The organism is Taklimakanibacter albus (genome assembly GCF_016595235.1).
Lineage (GTDB): Bacteria > Pseudomonadota > Alphaproteobacteria > Rhizobiales > Aestuariivirgaceae > Taklimakanibacter > Taklimakanibacter albus.
The window spans coordinates 94,250-108,673 of sequence record NZ_JAENHL010000003.1 but is presented as its reverse complement, the minus strand read 5'-3'; the positions used below and the strand labels follow the sequence as shown (position 1 = coordinate 108,673).

Annotated in this window: 19 protein-coding genes; 10 read left to right on the top strand and 9 right to left on the bottom strand. The window is 63.3% G+C overall.

Annotation, left to right across the window (positions count from 1 at the left end):
• The first annotated feature begins 118 nt into the window (after positions 1 to 118).
• The gene (locus tag JHL16_RS00560; protein ID WP_200182958.1) at positions 119 to 400 is read left to right on the top strand and encodes a helix-turn-helix domain-containing protein; all 282 of its coding nucleotides are present in this window, start codon (positions 119 to 121) and stop codon (positions 398 to 400) included.
• A gap of 7 nt (positions 401 to 407) precedes the next feature.
• Positions 408 to 635, top strand: a complete 228-nt coding sequence (locus JHL16_RS00555; RefSeq protein ID WP_200182957.1) for a nuclear transport factor 2 family protein — start codon at positions 408 to 410, stop codon at positions 633 to 635.
• Positions 636 to 816: 181 nt separating this feature from the next.
• Here the strand turns inward: JHL16_RS00555 and JHL16_RS00550 are convergent, their stop codons facing one another.
• The 4 genes from JHL16_RS00550 to ftsE form a co-directional block, all read right to left on the bottom strand.
• Positions 817 to 1,473 carry a PIN domain-containing protein gene (locus JHL16_RS00550; RefSeq protein ID WP_200182956.1) on the bottom strand — a complete coding sequence of 219 codons (657 nt, stop codon included), beginning with the start codon at positions 1,471 to 1,473 and terminating at the stop codon, positions 817 to 819.
• Between the two features lie 172 nt (positions 1,474 to 1,645).
• Positions 1,646 to 2,362 (bottom strand): 1-acyl-sn-glycerol-3-phosphate acyltransferase, encoded by a 717-nt coding sequence (locus tag JHL16_RS00545; protein WP_200182955.1) that lies wholly within the window; start codon positions 2,360 to 2,362, stop codon positions 1,646 to 1,648.
• Positions 2,359 to 3,264, bottom strand: a complete 906-nt coding sequence (locus tag JHL16_RS00540; protein WP_200182954.1) for a cell division protein FtsX — start codon at positions 3,262 to 3,264, stop codon at positions 2,359 to 2,361. The genes JHL16_RS00545 and JHL16_RS00540 overlap by 4 nt, the downstream gene beginning before the upstream one ends.
• A gap of 184 nt (positions 3,265 to 3,448) precedes the next feature.
• Entirely contained in the window at positions 3,449 to 4,108 is a 660-nt protein-coding gene (gene ftsE / locus JHL16_RS00535; protein ID WP_200182953.1) for a cell division ATP-binding protein FtsE, read from the bottom strand.
• A gap of 126 nt (positions 4,109 to 4,234) precedes the next feature.
• On the opposite strand from ftsE, the gene JHL16_RS00530 reads away from it, so the two are divergent.
• Entirely contained in the window at positions 4,235 to 4,969 is a 735-nt protein-coding gene (locus tag JHL16_RS00530; RefSeq protein WP_200182952.1) for a zinc-ribbon domain-containing protein, read from the top strand.
• Positions 4,966 to 5,517: a hypoxanthine phosphoribosyltransferase gene (gene hpt, locus JHL16_RS00525; RefSeq protein WP_200182951.1), complete on the top strand. Its 552-nt coding sequence runs from the start codon at positions 4,966 to 4,968 to the stop codon at positions 5,515 to 5,517. The genes JHL16_RS00530 and hpt overlap by 4 nt, the downstream gene beginning before the upstream one ends.
• A gap of 49 nt (positions 5,518 to 5,566) precedes the next feature.
• On the opposite strand, the gene JHL16_RS00520 is transcribed toward hpt, so the two are convergent.
• Positions 5,567 to 6,325, bottom strand: a complete 759-nt coding sequence (locus JHL16_RS00520) for an SDR family oxidoreductase (protein ID WP_200182950.1) — start codon at positions 6,323 to 6,325, stop codon at positions 5,567 to 5,569.
• A complete protein-coding gene (locus tag JHL16_RS00515; protein ID WP_200182949.1) occupies positions 6,322 to 7,059 on the bottom strand; it encodes a class I SAM-dependent methyltransferase in 738 nt (245 codons plus the stop codon). The genes JHL16_RS00520 and JHL16_RS00515 overlap by 4 nt, the downstream gene beginning before the upstream one ends.
• Positions 7,060 to 7,125: 66 nt before the next feature.
• Between JHL16_RS00515 and gloB the strand changes: the two genes are divergently transcribed.
• A complete protein-coding gene (gene gloB / locus JHL16_RS00510; protein WP_200182948.1) occupies positions 7,126 to 7,899 on the top strand; it encodes a hydroxyacylglutathione hydrolase in 774 nt (257 codons plus the stop codon).
• A complete protein-coding gene (locus JHL16_RS00505) occupies positions 7,896 to 8,321 on the top strand; it encodes a cupin domain-containing protein (RefSeq protein ID WP_200182947.1) in 426 nt (141 codons plus the stop codon). Before gloB ends, JHL16_RS00505 begins: the two co-directional genes overlap by 4 nt.
• 4 nt (positions 8,322 to 8,325) lie before the next feature.
• Here the strand turns inward: JHL16_RS00505 and yddG are convergent, their stop codons facing one another.
• The 3 genes from yddG to JHL16_RS00490 all read right to left on the bottom strand — a co-directional run bounded on the left by yddG (position 8,326) and on the right by JHL16_RS00490 (position 11,311).
• On the bottom strand, positions 8,326 to 9,153 hold the full coding sequence (gene yddG, locus JHL16_RS00500) for an aromatic amino acid exporter YddG (protein ID WP_246770725.1): 828 nt from the start codon (positions 9,151 to 9,153) through the stop codon (positions 8,326 to 8,328).
• Between the two features lie 200 nt (positions 9,154 to 9,353).
• Positions 9,354 to 10,079 (bottom strand): acetoacetyl-CoA reductase, encoded by a 726-nt coding sequence (gene phbB / locus JHL16_RS00495; RefSeq protein WP_200182945.1) that lies wholly within the window; start codon positions 10,077 to 10,079, stop codon positions 9,354 to 9,356.
• 44 nt (positions 10,080 to 10,123) lie between these two features.
• The gene (locus tag JHL16_RS00490; RefSeq protein ID WP_200182944.1) at positions 10,124 to 11,311 is read right to left on the bottom strand and encodes an acetyl-CoA C-acetyltransferase; all 1,188 of its coding nucleotides are present in this window, start codon (positions 11,309 to 11,311) and stop codon (positions 10,124 to 10,126) included.
• 234 nt (positions 11,312 to 11,545) lie between these two features.
• Between JHL16_RS00490 and phaR the strand changes: the two genes are divergently transcribed.
• The 4 genes from phaR (at position 11,546) to JHL16_RS00470 (ending at position 14,424) form a co-directional block, all read left to right on the top strand.
• The gene (gene phaR, locus JHL16_RS00485; RefSeq protein WP_137856529.1) at positions 11,546 to 12,160 is read left to right on the top strand and encodes a polyhydroxyalkanoate synthesis repressor PhaR; all 615 of its coding nucleotides are present in this window, start codon (positions 11,546 to 11,548) and stop codon (positions 12,158 to 12,160) included.
• Between the two features lie 92 nt (positions 12,161 to 12,252).
• The gene (locus JHL16_RS00480) at positions 12,253 to 12,630 is read left to right on the top strand and encodes a hypothetical protein (protein WP_200182943.1); all 378 of its coding nucleotides are present in this window, start codon (positions 12,253 to 12,255) and stop codon (positions 12,628 to 12,630) included.
• Positions 12,631 to 12,763: 133 nt separating this feature from the next.
• Complete coding sequence (locus JHL16_RS00475) at positions 12,764 to 12,988, top strand: hypothetical protein (protein WP_200182942.1); 225 nt, start codon at positions 12,764 to 12,766, stop codon at positions 12,986 to 12,988.
• Positions 12,985 to 14,424 (top strand): TolC family protein, encoded by a 1,440-nt coding sequence (locus JHL16_RS00470; RefSeq protein WP_200182941.1) that lies wholly within the window; start codon positions 12,985 to 12,987, stop codon positions 14,422 to 14,424. Before JHL16_RS00475 ends, JHL16_RS00470 begins: the two co-directional genes overlap by 4 nt.

The window sequence follows — 14,424 nt, the reverse complement described above, 5'->3', positions numbered from 1 at the left end:
CTTGGGATGTGCTAGTTCCTTAACCGGGCGGAATAGCTCACCCGTCTTGCCTATCATGGCTGGCCCGGAGCGCCCACACTAGGAGCTGCGCTCCGGGTGAACCTGAGGAGCTGTACTGATGGCCAATGAACGCTTTGAAAGTGTCTGGGACGCTGTCTCGGACACGCCCGCAGAAACAGTACGCATGAAGCTCCGTTCGGCGCTGATAATGGCGCTCAAGGAGCATACTGCCGCCAAGGGATTGAGCCAGTCCGAAGCGGCCAAGTTGTTCGGCGTGACTCAGCCGCGGGTATCCGACCTGATCCGCGGCAAGATCGATCTCTTCGGTCTCGACACCCTGGTCGATATGCCCGTCGCCGCCGGCATGCATGTTGAGATGAGCATCCGAAAGGCAGCGTGAAAAGCCCATGCCCGAGGAGGCGGCGCGCGACTATCCCCGCAAAAGTGTCGAGTTCAAACGAATTATCGCTGAGGGCAATCTCGTCGTCCTGCATTGCCGACAGGAGTGGCCGGGTGATCATGTCTGGGCCGGCATCGACATCTTCCGCCTCGACGATGACGGCCAGATCGTCGAGCATTGGGACGTGCTGCAGATCGTGCCCAACAAGGCCGAAAATCAGAACGGAATATTCTAAGGAGGCGGAGTCAGTCGTACTCAGTTCTTCTCGCTGTGCGCTCGACGATACTTATTGAGAACCGCCGCAATGTCTTCTTCGCTGACATATTCGCCACGATCGGATTCTGCCAAGCCTTCGCGCACGCCGGCAAGCTGTGGGCTTCGCCGGTCGTGGAGGACATAGTACTTCCCGTCCCCGGCTAAACCTGTCGATCTTTCGGAGAAATCCACCACTCGGGCGGGTCATATTCCCGGGGCCGTCTTCCCGCCGGTTTCGTGCCGCTCATGACGATGGCCGGGAGCACGGCCCAGTCGAGATGATCCTTGGTGATGGCGAGCCTGTTGCCGTCCGTATAGCGGGCGATATGCACGGAAAAGTTCCGGCCCGGCGGCGCGACCGTGACGAGCTGCTTTTGCGGGAAGCGGTCCTTGAACGCCCGAGCGGTCGCGGCCTGGCCCGAATCCGCGGTGACCAGATAGGCCTTTTCAAAGACGCCATCTTGCGCGTCCATCATGAGCTGGAGAGCGACATTGATGTCGGTTTCCTTTTCCGTCGGCTTTTTCCAGCTTTTCCCGCATTTGTCACAGCTCGCCTCCTCATGAACGTAATGGCCCTTGACGGTTGTCACGCCGACATTCTCCAACGCGTTCAGATATTGCTGATGCCGCCATTTCTTGCGCTCATCGCCGGGATAGAAGGCGGTGCAGAAGACCACTTTGACGAGCTGTTCAGTCTGCTTGGGGATAAGGCGCTCACCCAGCTCCCAGAGATTGCACCACTTCAGGTATGGCTCACCTAAGTCTTTGATTGCATGATAAAAATTGAAGCCGTCATAATAGAATGCCGCTTTCAACATGCCTTCCGAGCCTTGACAGAGGAGCGCTGAAAATGTATATAACATGGCATCAACGCGATGCGGTACGCCGCTAGCAACCCCCGGGCCTCGGCTCGGGGTTTAATTTTTTATGCGCGCCTTTTCCGGCGCTTCGCTTGCCGGTGGATTGGACAGGCGGCGAAATCTCCACTCATCATCCAGTCGCTTCCCGCACCAGCCGCGCCGTCGCCGTCTCGATCGTCTCCTGCAGCGTTTCCGAGAACTCTCGCCGCTTCAGGCCTGGCGCGATGACCGGCAGGATCTCGATGACGATCTTGCCGGGATAACGGATGAATTTGCGCCGGGGCCAGAACAGGCCGGAATTGAGCGCGAGCGGCAGGCAGGGCAGACCCAGATGCAGATAAAGCGCCGCCGCGCCCGGCTTGTAATCGGGCGGTGCGCCGGGCGCCGAGCGTGTGCCTTCCGGAAAGATCACCAATTGCCGGCCCATCTGTGCCGCTTCCTTGGCGCGCAGCAGCATGGTCTTGAGCCCTTGCGCGCCGGCCGAGCGCTCGATCGGGATCATGCGGAATTTCGGGATGAACCAGCCGAACAGCGGAATGAAGATGAGCTCGCGCTTCAGGATCATCGCCGGGTCGTCGAACAGCGGCAGCAGCGCGAAAGTATCCCAGGTCGATTGGTGCTTCGACGCCACCAGCACGGCGCCTGGTGGGATATTCTCGCGGCCCCTCACCTCATAGGTCGTGCCGCAGATCACTTTCAGCCACCACAGGCTGGTCGTCGCCCAGGCCTGCAGCGCGCGGATCGACCATTTGCGCGGCGTCAGATAGAAGGGCGAGCCCACGACCAGGAACAGCACCAGATTCACATAGAAGACGATGTTGTAGATGAGCGAGCGGAGCCAGGTCACCGGAGACTCTTCAGGATGCGCATCAGCGTCACGCGCGACGTGATGAGACAGATGAGCGTCGCCACCGCCGGCACCACCGCCAGCGCCAGATAATTCTGCATCAGGTGATTGCCCGACAGCGAGAGGAATTCCTGGGCGATGGCGGCGAAGCTGTCGGGGGCGGCGCCTGCCGCGAGGAAAAAGGTGAGGATGCCGAGCACCAGGCCGATGATGCCGGCGGTGAGACCCGTCCTGAGGAACCGGCCCCCGACCTGGCGCGCGATGAAATTGTCGCGCGCGCCGACGAGATGCAGCACCTCGACCACTTCGCGATTGGCTTCCAACGCCGCGCGGGTGGCGAAGACGACGATGGCGATGGCGCACAGCCCGATCAGCACCAATATGGCGTAAGCGAGCGTCGTCAGCACCCGCGCCATGCGGGTGAGCTCGGCCTGCCAGCGTTTATGCGTGTCGAGGCTGACGCCCGGCACTTCATTGCGCAGCGCCGTTTCGAGGGCGGTAAAATCCGGCGGATTGTCGGGATCGATCTCGATGGCGATGAGGCGCGGCACGGGAAGATCTTCGAGTCCCTCGATGCCGCCGATCCACGGCTCGAGCAGGTCGATCGCCGCCTTCTCGTCGAGCACCGTGACTTTCAGCACGCCGGGCGTCGTCTTGAGGATGGCTTCCGCCTTGGCGAGATCCGCTTCCATGTTGCGGCCCTGGATCTCGCGGATCTGCACGGTGATCTCGCGCGACAGATCACCGGTCCACGCCTCCACCGAGCGGTTGATGAGCACGAGGCCGCCGGCCGCCAGCACCGCCAGATAACACATCACCGCCATCGCCAAAGTGAGCGTGCGCAGCGGCGCCGCATCGGGCGGGATGATCGGCTCGGGACGATGCGAGGCCTGGTCGGTCATGCTGAGGCCTCACCGCTCATTTCCCCTCCCCCTTGTGGGGAGGGGTCAGGGGTGGGGGTCGGGTGGTCTTTGAAACGTGGCCTTGATGTGCTTGCGCGACCACCAGACCCCCACCCCGACGCTGCGCGTCGACCCTCCCCGCAAGGGGGAGGGTAAATATTCGACGATATGTAAACCGGCAGCCTCATGCCGCCAGTCTCAATTGGCCCTGATCCAGCGTCATGACCGGCATCTTCGCCTGCGCGATGAGTTGCACGTCATGGGTGGCGATCAGCACCGTGGTGCCGAGGCGGTTGAGCTCGAGGAACAGGCGCAGCAATCTTTTGGCGAGGGCAGGATCGACATTGCCGGTCGGCTCGTCGGCCAAGAGCAGCTGCGGCTTGGCGATGACGGCACGCGCAATGGCGGCACGCTGCTTCTCACCGCCCGACAGCACCTGCGGCATCACGCGGGCCTGCTCGGCGAGGCCGACCCATTTCAGGAGCTCCATGACATCGGCTCGATACTTTTCTTCGGCGAGCCCCGCCACGCGCAGCGGCAGAGCGACATTTTCGTAAGTGGTGAGGTGGTCGAGCAAGCGGAATTCCTGGAAAACGATGCCGATGCGGCGGCGCAGCAGTGGCAGGTCACTGCGACCGATCTGTGTCGTGTCCTGGCCGAAGACGCTCATGAAGCCGCGGGTCGGCGCCATCGACAGGAACAGCAGGCGGAGCAGCGACGTCTTGCCGGCGCCCGACGGACCGGTGAGAAAGCGGAACTCACCCGGCGCTAGGACGAAGGAGATGTCCTTCAGGATTTCCGGCCCATGCCCATAGCGCAGGCCCACATTCTCGAGACGAACCATGAGCTCCCCTTCAAAACCAGCCGGCCTCACGCCGCTTTAACGCCGCCTTAACCCTGTTTGCGGTTAATCTTCAAGACCATAGGACCGATAGACCGGTCTCGAATCGTTTTTGACGGCACGCTCCGGATGATAGTCGCCTGCCCCGCTTGCGCAACTCGCTATGACTTCCCCGCTTCGCGCTTTTCGGCCAGCGGGACCATGGTGCGTTGCGCCGAATGCGGCCACAACTGGATCGAGAGCCGACCGGTCGAGGTCATCGAGATTGCGGCCAAGCCCATTCCCGCCGCGGCGTCCCATGTTCCGGCCCCCATCGGTGAGCCCCGCCCCGACGAAGACCGCGAGATCCGACGCCTGACCGAGGCGGCGCGCCTAGCCCAGGAGGAATTCGTTCAGGCGCAGCGCCGCCGCCGCCGCCAGCTTGCCGGCTGGGGCGCTTTCGCCGCCGTGGCGCTGACACCCTTCATCGCCGCCTTCGCCATGCCGGAGAGGACGGTGCGTCTCTTCCCCGCCAGCATCCAGGTCTTCGACCGGGCCGGCATGAAGGTGAATATCTACGGCCTCGAAGTGCGCCGCGTCGAGCAGCAGCATGTGGTGGTCGGGGGCACCCGCGTCATCTCGATCAAAGGCGAGATCGTCAATGTCAGCGACGAGGACCGCAAGGTGCCTTCCCTGCGGTTCGTCCTCAAGGACAAGGAGGCGGCCGACGTCTATGCCTGGACGCTCGATTCCGGCATCCGGCCCTTGCGTCCGGGCGAAATGACGACCTTCACCACCCGCGTCGCTTCGCCGCCGGAAACCGCCGAAAACGTGCAGATTCGCTTTGCCCATGCCGATGAAATTGGCGTAAATCCCGGGCCATGAGCCATATTGAAATAGACGGCCACCGCATCGCGGTGTTGTTCTCCGAAGCCCAGATCTCCGAGCGCATCGAAACGATCGCCCAAGCCATTGCCGAGAAGCGGCCGCACCGCCTGCTGGTGGTGCCGGTGCTGAAAGGAAGCTTCGTCTTCGCCGCCGATCTCATCCGCGCCATGCATCGCGCCCGCCTGTCGCCCGAGGTCGATTTCATGATGCTGGCGAGCTATCGCGACAAGACCCGCTCGTCCGGCCAGGTCGAAATATTGCGTGACGTCGAATCGCCGATCGAGGACCGCGACATATTGCTGATCGACGACATCCTCGAATCCGGGCGCACGCTGGCCTTTGCAAAAGACCTGCTCGCCGCGCGCGGCGCCCGCAGCGTTTCGACCGCAGTGCTCCTCGAAAAGCCCGGCCATCTCGCCGCCGATATCGAAGCCGATCACCGCGGCTTCGTCTGCCCCGACAAATTCGTCGTCGGCTACGGCATGGACATGGCGCATCAGTTCCGTGAGCTGCCTTTCGTCGGCCACGTGCTGACCGCGAAATGAGACGCATCAGCCCGAAAAGTTGCAGGCTTTTCGGATAAGCTGATGCGCCCTAAAAATGCGTGAGATAGCCGCCGTCGACCGCCAGCATATGGCCGGTGACATAAGACGCGGCCGGTGAGGCGAGAAACACGACAGCGCCTGCCGCTTCGTCGGGCTTGCCCCAGCGGCCGAGCGCGGTGCGCGCCTTGAGCCATTCGGCGACGCGCGGATCGGCCGTCAGCTTGGCATTGGTTTCCGTCGCGAAAAAGCCCGGCGCCACCGCATTGACGGTGATGCCCTTGGGCCCGAGCTCGGCCGCGAGCGCGCGGGTCAGCGCCATGAGGCCGCCCTTCGCCGTCGTATAGACTGCGTCACCCTTGTTGGCGATCAGCCCCGCGATCGAGGTGATGTTGATGATGCGGCCACCGCGCTTCTTATCGATCATCAGCTTCGCGGCGCGCCGGCCGAGCTCGAAGGGCGCGATGAGATCGGCCTCGATGAGCTTGCGCACATCTTCCAACGAGAAATCAAAGACCGGACGGCGATCGCGCAGGCCGACATTGTTGACGAGGATGTCGAGATCCACGATCCGCGCGAAGGCCGCTTCCACTTGCCTTTGATCGGTGACGTCGAAAGCGAGCACCGACGCGGCGCCGCCATCGGCGGTGATCTGCCGGGCGGCTTCGGCGAGTGGCGCTTCGGTGCGGCCATTGAGCAGCACGGAGGCGCCCGCTTGCGCCAGCGCCTTGGCGATGGCGAGGCCGAGCCCACGTCCCGCACCGGTGACCAGCGCCGTCTTGCCGTTGAGCGCGAAAGGATGTCCGCTCATTTGAAACGCGGCAACTTCACATCGAAGGAGGCGAGCGCCGGCCTGAGCCGCGGCAGCATGCGGCGCGAGCGTTTGCGGGTCGAGACGGCATAAACCTGCTTGACCGCCTCGACGATGATGACGCCGGAAAAGGCGGGCGACGTCTTGAGCCCGAGCCGCTCCCAGGCGGCCGCCGATTTGAGCATGAGCCCACGCTCGGAGGGCGGCATGAACAAAGCCTGCGACCAGCCGACGGGCGAGAATTTCGCCTCCTTGAGCGACTGCTGCAATTGCGAGCGCGAATAGGGCTGGCCGTAGCCGAAAGGCGTCGCGTCGGAGCGCGCCCACAGCCCACGCCGGTTCGGCACCACCATGACCAGGCGGCCCTGCGGCGACATCACCCGCCAGATCTCCTGCAGCATCTCGGTCGGCTGGTCGGTAAGCTCGAGCCCATGGATGACGAGGGCGAAATCGACCGTGCTTTCGAGCAGCGGCAATTCGCATTCCTCGACCAAGGCGGCGGCATTGGGCTGGCCTTCCGGCCAGTGCAGCACGCCCCTCTGCGCCATCATGAAGACGAGGCTGCGTTCCGCCCCGTCGGCCGGATAATCGAGATAGGGGGTGGCAAAGCCCAAGCCCAGCACGGTGGCGCCGGTCAGGTCGCCGAAGCGGTCGCGCAAGCGATGCGCGATCAGCCGGCGGGTCGCCTGGCCGAGCCGGCTTGTGTAAAATTCACGTAGATCGGCTACATCCATTGTGGGAAAGATAGGTATTCCGGGGCCCAGGGTCACGCGCCAATTTCGATCAGAGGAAATACGCTATTGCCGAAACTTGAACTCCATCATTTCATCTGCCGCGACGACAATTATGGCGTCCTCGTGCATGACAGCGCAACCGGCCAGACCGCCACGATCGATGCCCCCGAAGCCCCGGCCATCGAGCGCGAGCTGGAGCGCAAGGGCTGGAAGCTCACCCATATCCTGACCACCCACCACCATATCGACCATGTCGAAGGCAATCTCGCCCTCAAGAAGAAATGGGGGGTGACGATCATCGGCCCCAAGGCGGAAGCCCCGCAGATCCCCGGCATCGACAAACAGGTGGCGGGCGGCGAATCCTACGATTTCGCCGGACGCGAGGTTAAGGTCATCGCGACGCCCGGCCACACGCTGGGTCATATCGTGCTGCATCTCCCCGAGGAGAAGCTGCTCTTCGCCGGCGACACCTTGTTCGCGCTCGGCTGCGGCCGGGTGATCGAAGGCACGCTTGCCGAGATGTGGACCTCGCTCGACAAACTGCGCAAGCTGCCGCGCGACACACTCTTCCATTGCGGCCATGAATATACCGAATCCAACGCCCGCTTCGCGCTCACCATCGAGCCCGGCAATGACAAGCTCGTGAAGCGCGCCGACAAGATCAAGGCGCAGCGCGCCAAGAAGGAGATGACCTTGCCCGGCACGATCGGCGAGGAGCTCGACACCAATGTCTTCCTCAGGCCCGAAAGCAAGGAGATCCGCTCGGTGCTGGCCATGTCGATGGCGAGCAACGCCGATGTCTTCGCCGAGGTCCGGAAACGCAAAGACGCTTTCAGATGACGCTGACCCCTGGCGATATCATCCGCCTTCTGGATCTGAAACCGCATCCGGAGGGCGGCCATTATCGCGAGACTTGGCGTGCCGATGCCGCGCTGGGCGAGCGCTCCGAGGGGACCGCGATCTATTACCTCCTGTGCGAAGGCGAGATCAGCCACTGGCACCGGATTGATGCCGACGAGATCTGGCACTGGCATGCGGGCGCGCCCTTGGAGCTGGGACTCTCGCATGACGGCCGCCATGTCGATCTGCATCAGCTGGGCAGCGATCTGGCGCAGGGCCAGCGCCCGCAAGTGATCGTGCCGCGCTTCTGCTGGCAGACGGCGCGCTCGCAAGGCGCCTGGACGCTGTCGAGCTGCACCGTGTCACCGGCCTTCGCCTTCGACGGCTTCGAGCTGGCGCCGAAGGACTGGGCGCCGCACTGACGCATCAGCGTCGTCTGAAGATCATGTCCTTCGCAGCGATGACGGCGCCCGCGGTGATGAGCAGGCAGGCGACGAATATCGACCAGTGATAGGGCGCGAAGCCCGCCAGCATCAGGACCAAGGTCGACAGCAGCGGCGACGCATAGGACGAGGCGCCCAGCGCCATGATGTCGCCGCGCTTGACCCCGAGGTCCCAGCTGTAGAAAGCCGCCCCCACCGGAAACAGGCCGAGCCCCAGTATCGCCAGCCACTGGCTTTGGCCTTCGGGCCACACCGTCGCCTCGAACAGAAGATGGCAGAGAAACGCCAGCGCCGAGGTGATCAGGCAGAAGCCCGCCACCACATCGGTCGATACATTGCCGAAGCGCCGCGACAGGACCGAATAGGCGGCCCAGATGATGGCGCAGGAAAAACCGAGCGCGTGGCCGAGGCCGAAGCCTTGCGCAAGCGTGAAACCCTGGCCGCGGGTGATGACCAGCGCCGCGCCCAGAAGGCCGATGATGACGCCCAGAATGTGATGAACCTTGAGCTTCTCGCCCGGCAGCAGCGCCGAAAAGGCGACGAGAAAAAGCGGCCAGAGATAGGCCAGCAGGCTCACCTCGACCGGCGGGGCGGAGCGGATGGCGGTGAAATAGACGAAGTGATAGCCGAACAGGCCGGCGATGCCGAGCAGCCAGACCCGCCAGCTGCGCGGCATGGACGCAACGACACCCTTGCGGAACGGCCAGGTGGCGACGCCGAGCAAACCGCCGATCAGGAAAGTCATCGCGGCGAGCTGGAACGGCGGCACCTGGCCGCTCGCCGCCGTGAGGAACGCCAGCACCGCCCACATGAGGACGGCGGTGAAGCCGATGAGCGTGGCGGTGCTGCGCGACAATGAGGCCTCGATTTCCCCTCCCCCTTGTGGGGAGGGGTCAGGGGTGGGGGTCTGACGGTACCGCCGACAAGTTGATCTGTATACTGATGGAGATGAGCGACCCCCACCCGGCCCTACAGGCCGACCCTCCCCGCAAGGGGGAGGGTAAATTTGCATCACACCATATACTGCCCGCCATTGGCGGTGAGCACCGAGCCGGTGATGAAGCCGGAGTGATCCGACGCCAGGAACACGACGCAGCGCGCCACTTCCTCCGGCTGGCCGAGCCGGCCGACCGGGATATGCGGGATGACCGACTTTTCGAGCACGTCTTTAGGGACAGCCATCACCATCTCGGTGGCGATATAGCCGGGGCAGATGGCGTTGACGGTGATGCCTTTCTTGGCATTCTCCTGCGCCAGCGCCTTGGTGAAGCCGATATCGCCGGCCTTGGAGGCGGAATAATTCACCTGCCCCATCTGGCCCTTCTGCCCGTTGATCGAGGAGATGTTGATGATACGGCCGAAGCCCCGCTCGCGCATGCCTTCGATCAACGGCCGGCACATGTTGAACAGCGAGTTGAGATTGGTGTTGATCACCTGATACCACTGATCGGACGTCATCTTGTGGAACATGCCGTCCTTGGTGATGCCGGCATTGTTGACCAGGACGTCGACCGGCCCGAGCTCGGCTTCGATCGCCTTGAGATTGCTGGCGCAGGCGTCGTAATTGCCGACATCCCATTTCCTGACCGCGATGCCGGTCTCGGCCTTGAATTTATTGGCCGCTTCGTCATTGCCGGCATAGCTGGCCACCACCTGATAGCCCTCTTGCTTGAGCGCCTTGGCGATGGCCGCACCGATACCGCGGGTTCCGCCGGTTACGACAGCAACTCGTCCCATATTTCCTCACCCCTTCTGTAAGAAACCTCGTATGCCCTCGGGTCTTACGCCCGCTCGACACACATCGCGATGCCCATGCCGCCGCCGATGCACAACGTGGCGAGGCCCTTCTTCGACTTGCGCTTGCCCATTTCATGCAGCAGCGTGACCAGAACGCGGGCACCCGAGGCGCCGACCGGATGGCCGATGGCGATGGCGCCGCCATTCACATTCACGATATCGCTGTTCCAGCCCATATCCTTGTTGACGGCGCAGGCCTGCGCCGCGAAGGCTTCATTGGCCTCGATGAGATCGAGATCCTCGACCTTCCAGCCGGCTTTCTTCAGCGCCGCGCGCGACGCCGGGATCGGGCCCGATCCCATGATGGCGGGATCGACGCCGGCATTGGCCCAGGAGACGATGCGGGCGAGCGGCTCGAGGCCGCGCTTCTCGGCGTCCTTGGCGCTCATCAGGATGACCGCCGCGGCGCCGTCATTGATGCCCGAGGCATTGCCGGCGGTGACGGTGCCGTCCTTCTGGAACACCGCCCGGAGCTTGGCGAGCTGGTCGAGCGTCGCGCCATGACGGATATATTCGTCCTGGTCGACGACGATGTCGCCCTTGCGTGAGGCGATGGTGACGGGGACGATCTCGTCCTTGAACTTGCCGGCCTTCTGGGCCGCTTCCGCCTTGTTCTGCGAGGCGACCGCGAAATTATCCTGGGTGTCGCGGGTGATCTGCCACTGGCGCGCGACATTCTCGGCCGTGTTGCCCATGTGATAGCCATTGAAGGCGTCCCACAGGCCGTCCTTGATCATCGTGTCGATCATCTGGAAGTCGCCCATCTTCACGCCATTGCGTAAATGCTGGCAGTGCGGCGCCATCGACATCGATTCCTGGCCGCCCGCGGCGATGATCTTCGCATCGCCATTGGCGATCTGCTGAAGGCCCAGAGCGACCGCCCGGAGCCCCGAGCCGCACAGCTGGTTGATGCCCCAGGCCGGGCTTTCGACCGGAATTCCGGCGCCGATCGAGGCCTGGCGGGCCGGGTTCTGGCCCTGGCCGGCGGTCAGGATCTGACCCAGTATGATCTCATCGACTTCCTTCGCCTCGACCTTGGCGCGCGCCATGGCGGCCTTGAGCGCGACGGCGCCCAGCGCATGGGCGGAAAGGCTCGACAGGGCGCCGTTGAACGACCCGACAGGGGTCCGCGCGGCCGAGACGATGACGACGGAATTCTCAGAATTAGCCATGAAAAAGGGTCTCCAATGCTGGGATCGGGAACATTAAGCCCGACTCTCGCGGGCGTTGCAATGCGCGCTTTCGGCTAACATGGATATTCTTTTTGCGCTTGCAATTGTGCACCGCACGGCGCACCCTTCGCAGGTTGCTTCCTGCCCGGGCGGACGCCGCCCGATTGGGAGCGAGCAGCAGAATCTCCACGAGATTGCCGGCAGGCAGCACAGAGTTTGTAAGGGAGACGGAGTTTGAGCGGCGAACAGTCAGCCACCGCGAATGCGGTCGTCATCAAGAAATACGCGAACCGGCGTCTCTACAACACCGCCACCAGCACTTATGTGACCCTCGACGACCTTTCCGACATGGTCAAGAAGGGCACCGATTTCGTCGTCTATGACGCGAAATCCGGCGAGGACATCACCCGCTCGGTCCTGACCCAGATAATCTTCGAGGAAGAGAGCAAGGGCCAGAACCTGCTGCCCATCAAGTTTCTCCGCCAGCTTATCCATTTCTATGGCGACAGCATGCAGGCCTTCGTGCCGGGCTATCTGGAAATGTCGCTGGAATCGCTCACCAAGGAACAGGACAAATTACGCAGCCAGATGGCCGAGATCTGGGGCGCCGATCCGTTCAAGGCGATGCAGGAGCAGACCGAGCGCAACATGGTGATGTTCCACGACGCCATGCGCATGTTCAATCCCTTCACCGCCGCCATGGCCGGCCAGCAGGGCCAGCCGAAACCGGCCGAGCCGTCAAAATCGCGTGAGCAGCAGGCGCAGGGCGGCAAGGACGACCTGCAGGCGCTGAAGGATCAGCTCACCGCCATGCAGCGCAAGATCGACGCCATCGCCGGCGGCAAGTAGCCCCGCGGCTCTTAAGCGCCGGAATTTTTGATCTTGCCAGTATGTGGCTTCCTCATGTTAATGCGCCGATGGCTCCCGCGCTTCGCCGCATAATGATTCTCTTCACCGCGCTCGCATTCATTGTGACGAGCGCCGGCTGGGGTGTGGCTGGGGCGCTACCGGGTCTCGCGCTCAGCCATGAAAGCGCGATCGCCTCCGCGGCCGCTGCAACGGGTGATCATCACGCCGATCCTGCCGCGCAGCACGCTCCTCAGTGTTCCGAGTCCGATGAGTGCGGCGACAAGACCGGTCATGCGGACATGGCGGATTCGTGCTGCGGCTCGACATGCCATGTCGTCACCCAAGCCGGCGCATGCGGGCAGATCCTCGTTCCGATTGCCCGGGCCGTGGAACGCATATCGCCTGAAGACGATATCACGGAAGCCGCCCCGGCGCGTCTCGAACGTCCCCCCAGAAGCCTCCTCGGCTAGCTCTCGGCCTTAGCCCGACCTTTCGCTTAGGTTGTTCAGGACCCGCCGCTTCGGCGGGCTCCTGCGGCGCAGGCTGAGCCTTTCTTCTCCCTATCAAAGCTGTTCGCCACTTTGGTCGACCGAGGACCGTCGAATGAAATCGATTCCGATGATTGCTGCTGCTGCTCTATTGGCTGGATGTTCCAGCCCCTCTGATGTTTTCACGCCGTCCGGAGGTCCGGCCGACCCCGGATCGCGCGTGCCGGCGCAACGTTATGTGCCGGTTACCGCCGGTACGATCGACTACCGGCCGGTCGACCCGCTGCCCTGGAAAGAGCGCAACGAAAAAGTCGCGCCCAAGAAGGAGCAGCAGCAATGAACCCGTCATTTGCATTCTTCAAACGTGTGCTCATCGCCGGCGCTCTTCCCATCGTGCTCGCCGGCTGCGCAAAGTTCAGCCCCGATGCCGGGATGCTGCCGGTATCCGAACGCGTCGCAAGCGAGCTTGGCCAGGATGCCGTCAAGATTGCATCCGTCGAGGACGCGGCGGCCGCCAAGGCAAAAGTGGGCCGCATACTTGCCGGCAAGCTCACCGCCGACAGCGTGGTGCAGGTCGCTTTGCTCAACAACCGCGGTCTTCAGGCCGACTACAACGAGCTGGGGCTTTCGGAAACAGCCTTTGTCGAGGCGAGCCTCCCGCCCAATCCGATCATCGGGCTGGAACGGCTCGTCACCAATGGCGAGCTCGAAGTCGAGCGGCGGATCGTCGCCGATCTTCTGGCGCTCGCCACATTGCCAAAACGCAAGGAGATCGCCCGGACCCAGTTCGAGGCGGCGAAAGAACGGGCCATCGAAGCCACGTTCCGGGTCGCGGCTGAAACCCGGCGGGCCTTCTATCGCGCCGTCGCCGCGCAGCAGACCGTCGCTCTCCTCGAGCAGGCCCGGCTGTCGGCCGATGCCGCGGCGGATCTCACCCGTAAGCTCGGCGAGACCGGCGCCGCCAACAGGCTGGAGCAGGCGCGCGCGAGCGCCTTCTACGCCGAAATCTCCAATGAGCTGGCGCGTGCCCGGCTGCAGGCCGGAACCGAGCGCGAGGCGCTCACGCGTTTGCTCGGCCTGTGGGGCGACGACATCGACTACAAGCTGCCGCGCGCGCTGGCGCCCGTGAAGGGCATCAAGTCAGTGCAGCAGGTAGAAGTGGATGCCGTTCGCAAGCGGGTCGATCTCATCGCCGCCCGGCTCGAGCTCGACGCTCTGGCGAAGTCCTACGGGCTGACCCAGTCGACACGCTTCGTCTCGATGCTCGATGGCGGCCTGCGCAGCAATTACGAACGTTCCCGGGAAGACGGCATAACGGACAAATCCTATCCGAAAGGCTTCGAGCTCGAGATCCAGATCCCGATCTTCGATTTCGGCGAGGTCAAGGTCAGGCGCGCCAAGGAGACCTACATGCAGGCCGTCAACCGCCTGCTCGAGAAGGCCGTGAATGTCCGCTCCGAGGCGCGTTCGGCCTATCTCACCTACCGCGCGAGCTACGACATCGCGCGCCAGTATCAGAACAAGATACTGCCGCTGCGCAAAACGGTGAATGAGGAAGCGCTGCTACGTTACAACGGCATGCTCATCGACGAGTTCGAGCTGCTGACCACCTTGCGTGAAAGCATCGACAGCAACATCCAGGCGATCTCCGCGCAGCGTGATTTCTTCATAGCGTCCGTCGACTTCCAGACCGCGATTGTCGGTGGCGGCGCATCATCCGGAGAGGCCGGCCAAGGTCCCTCCCTGGCTGCCGCCGCCGGCGGCGGTGAACATTGA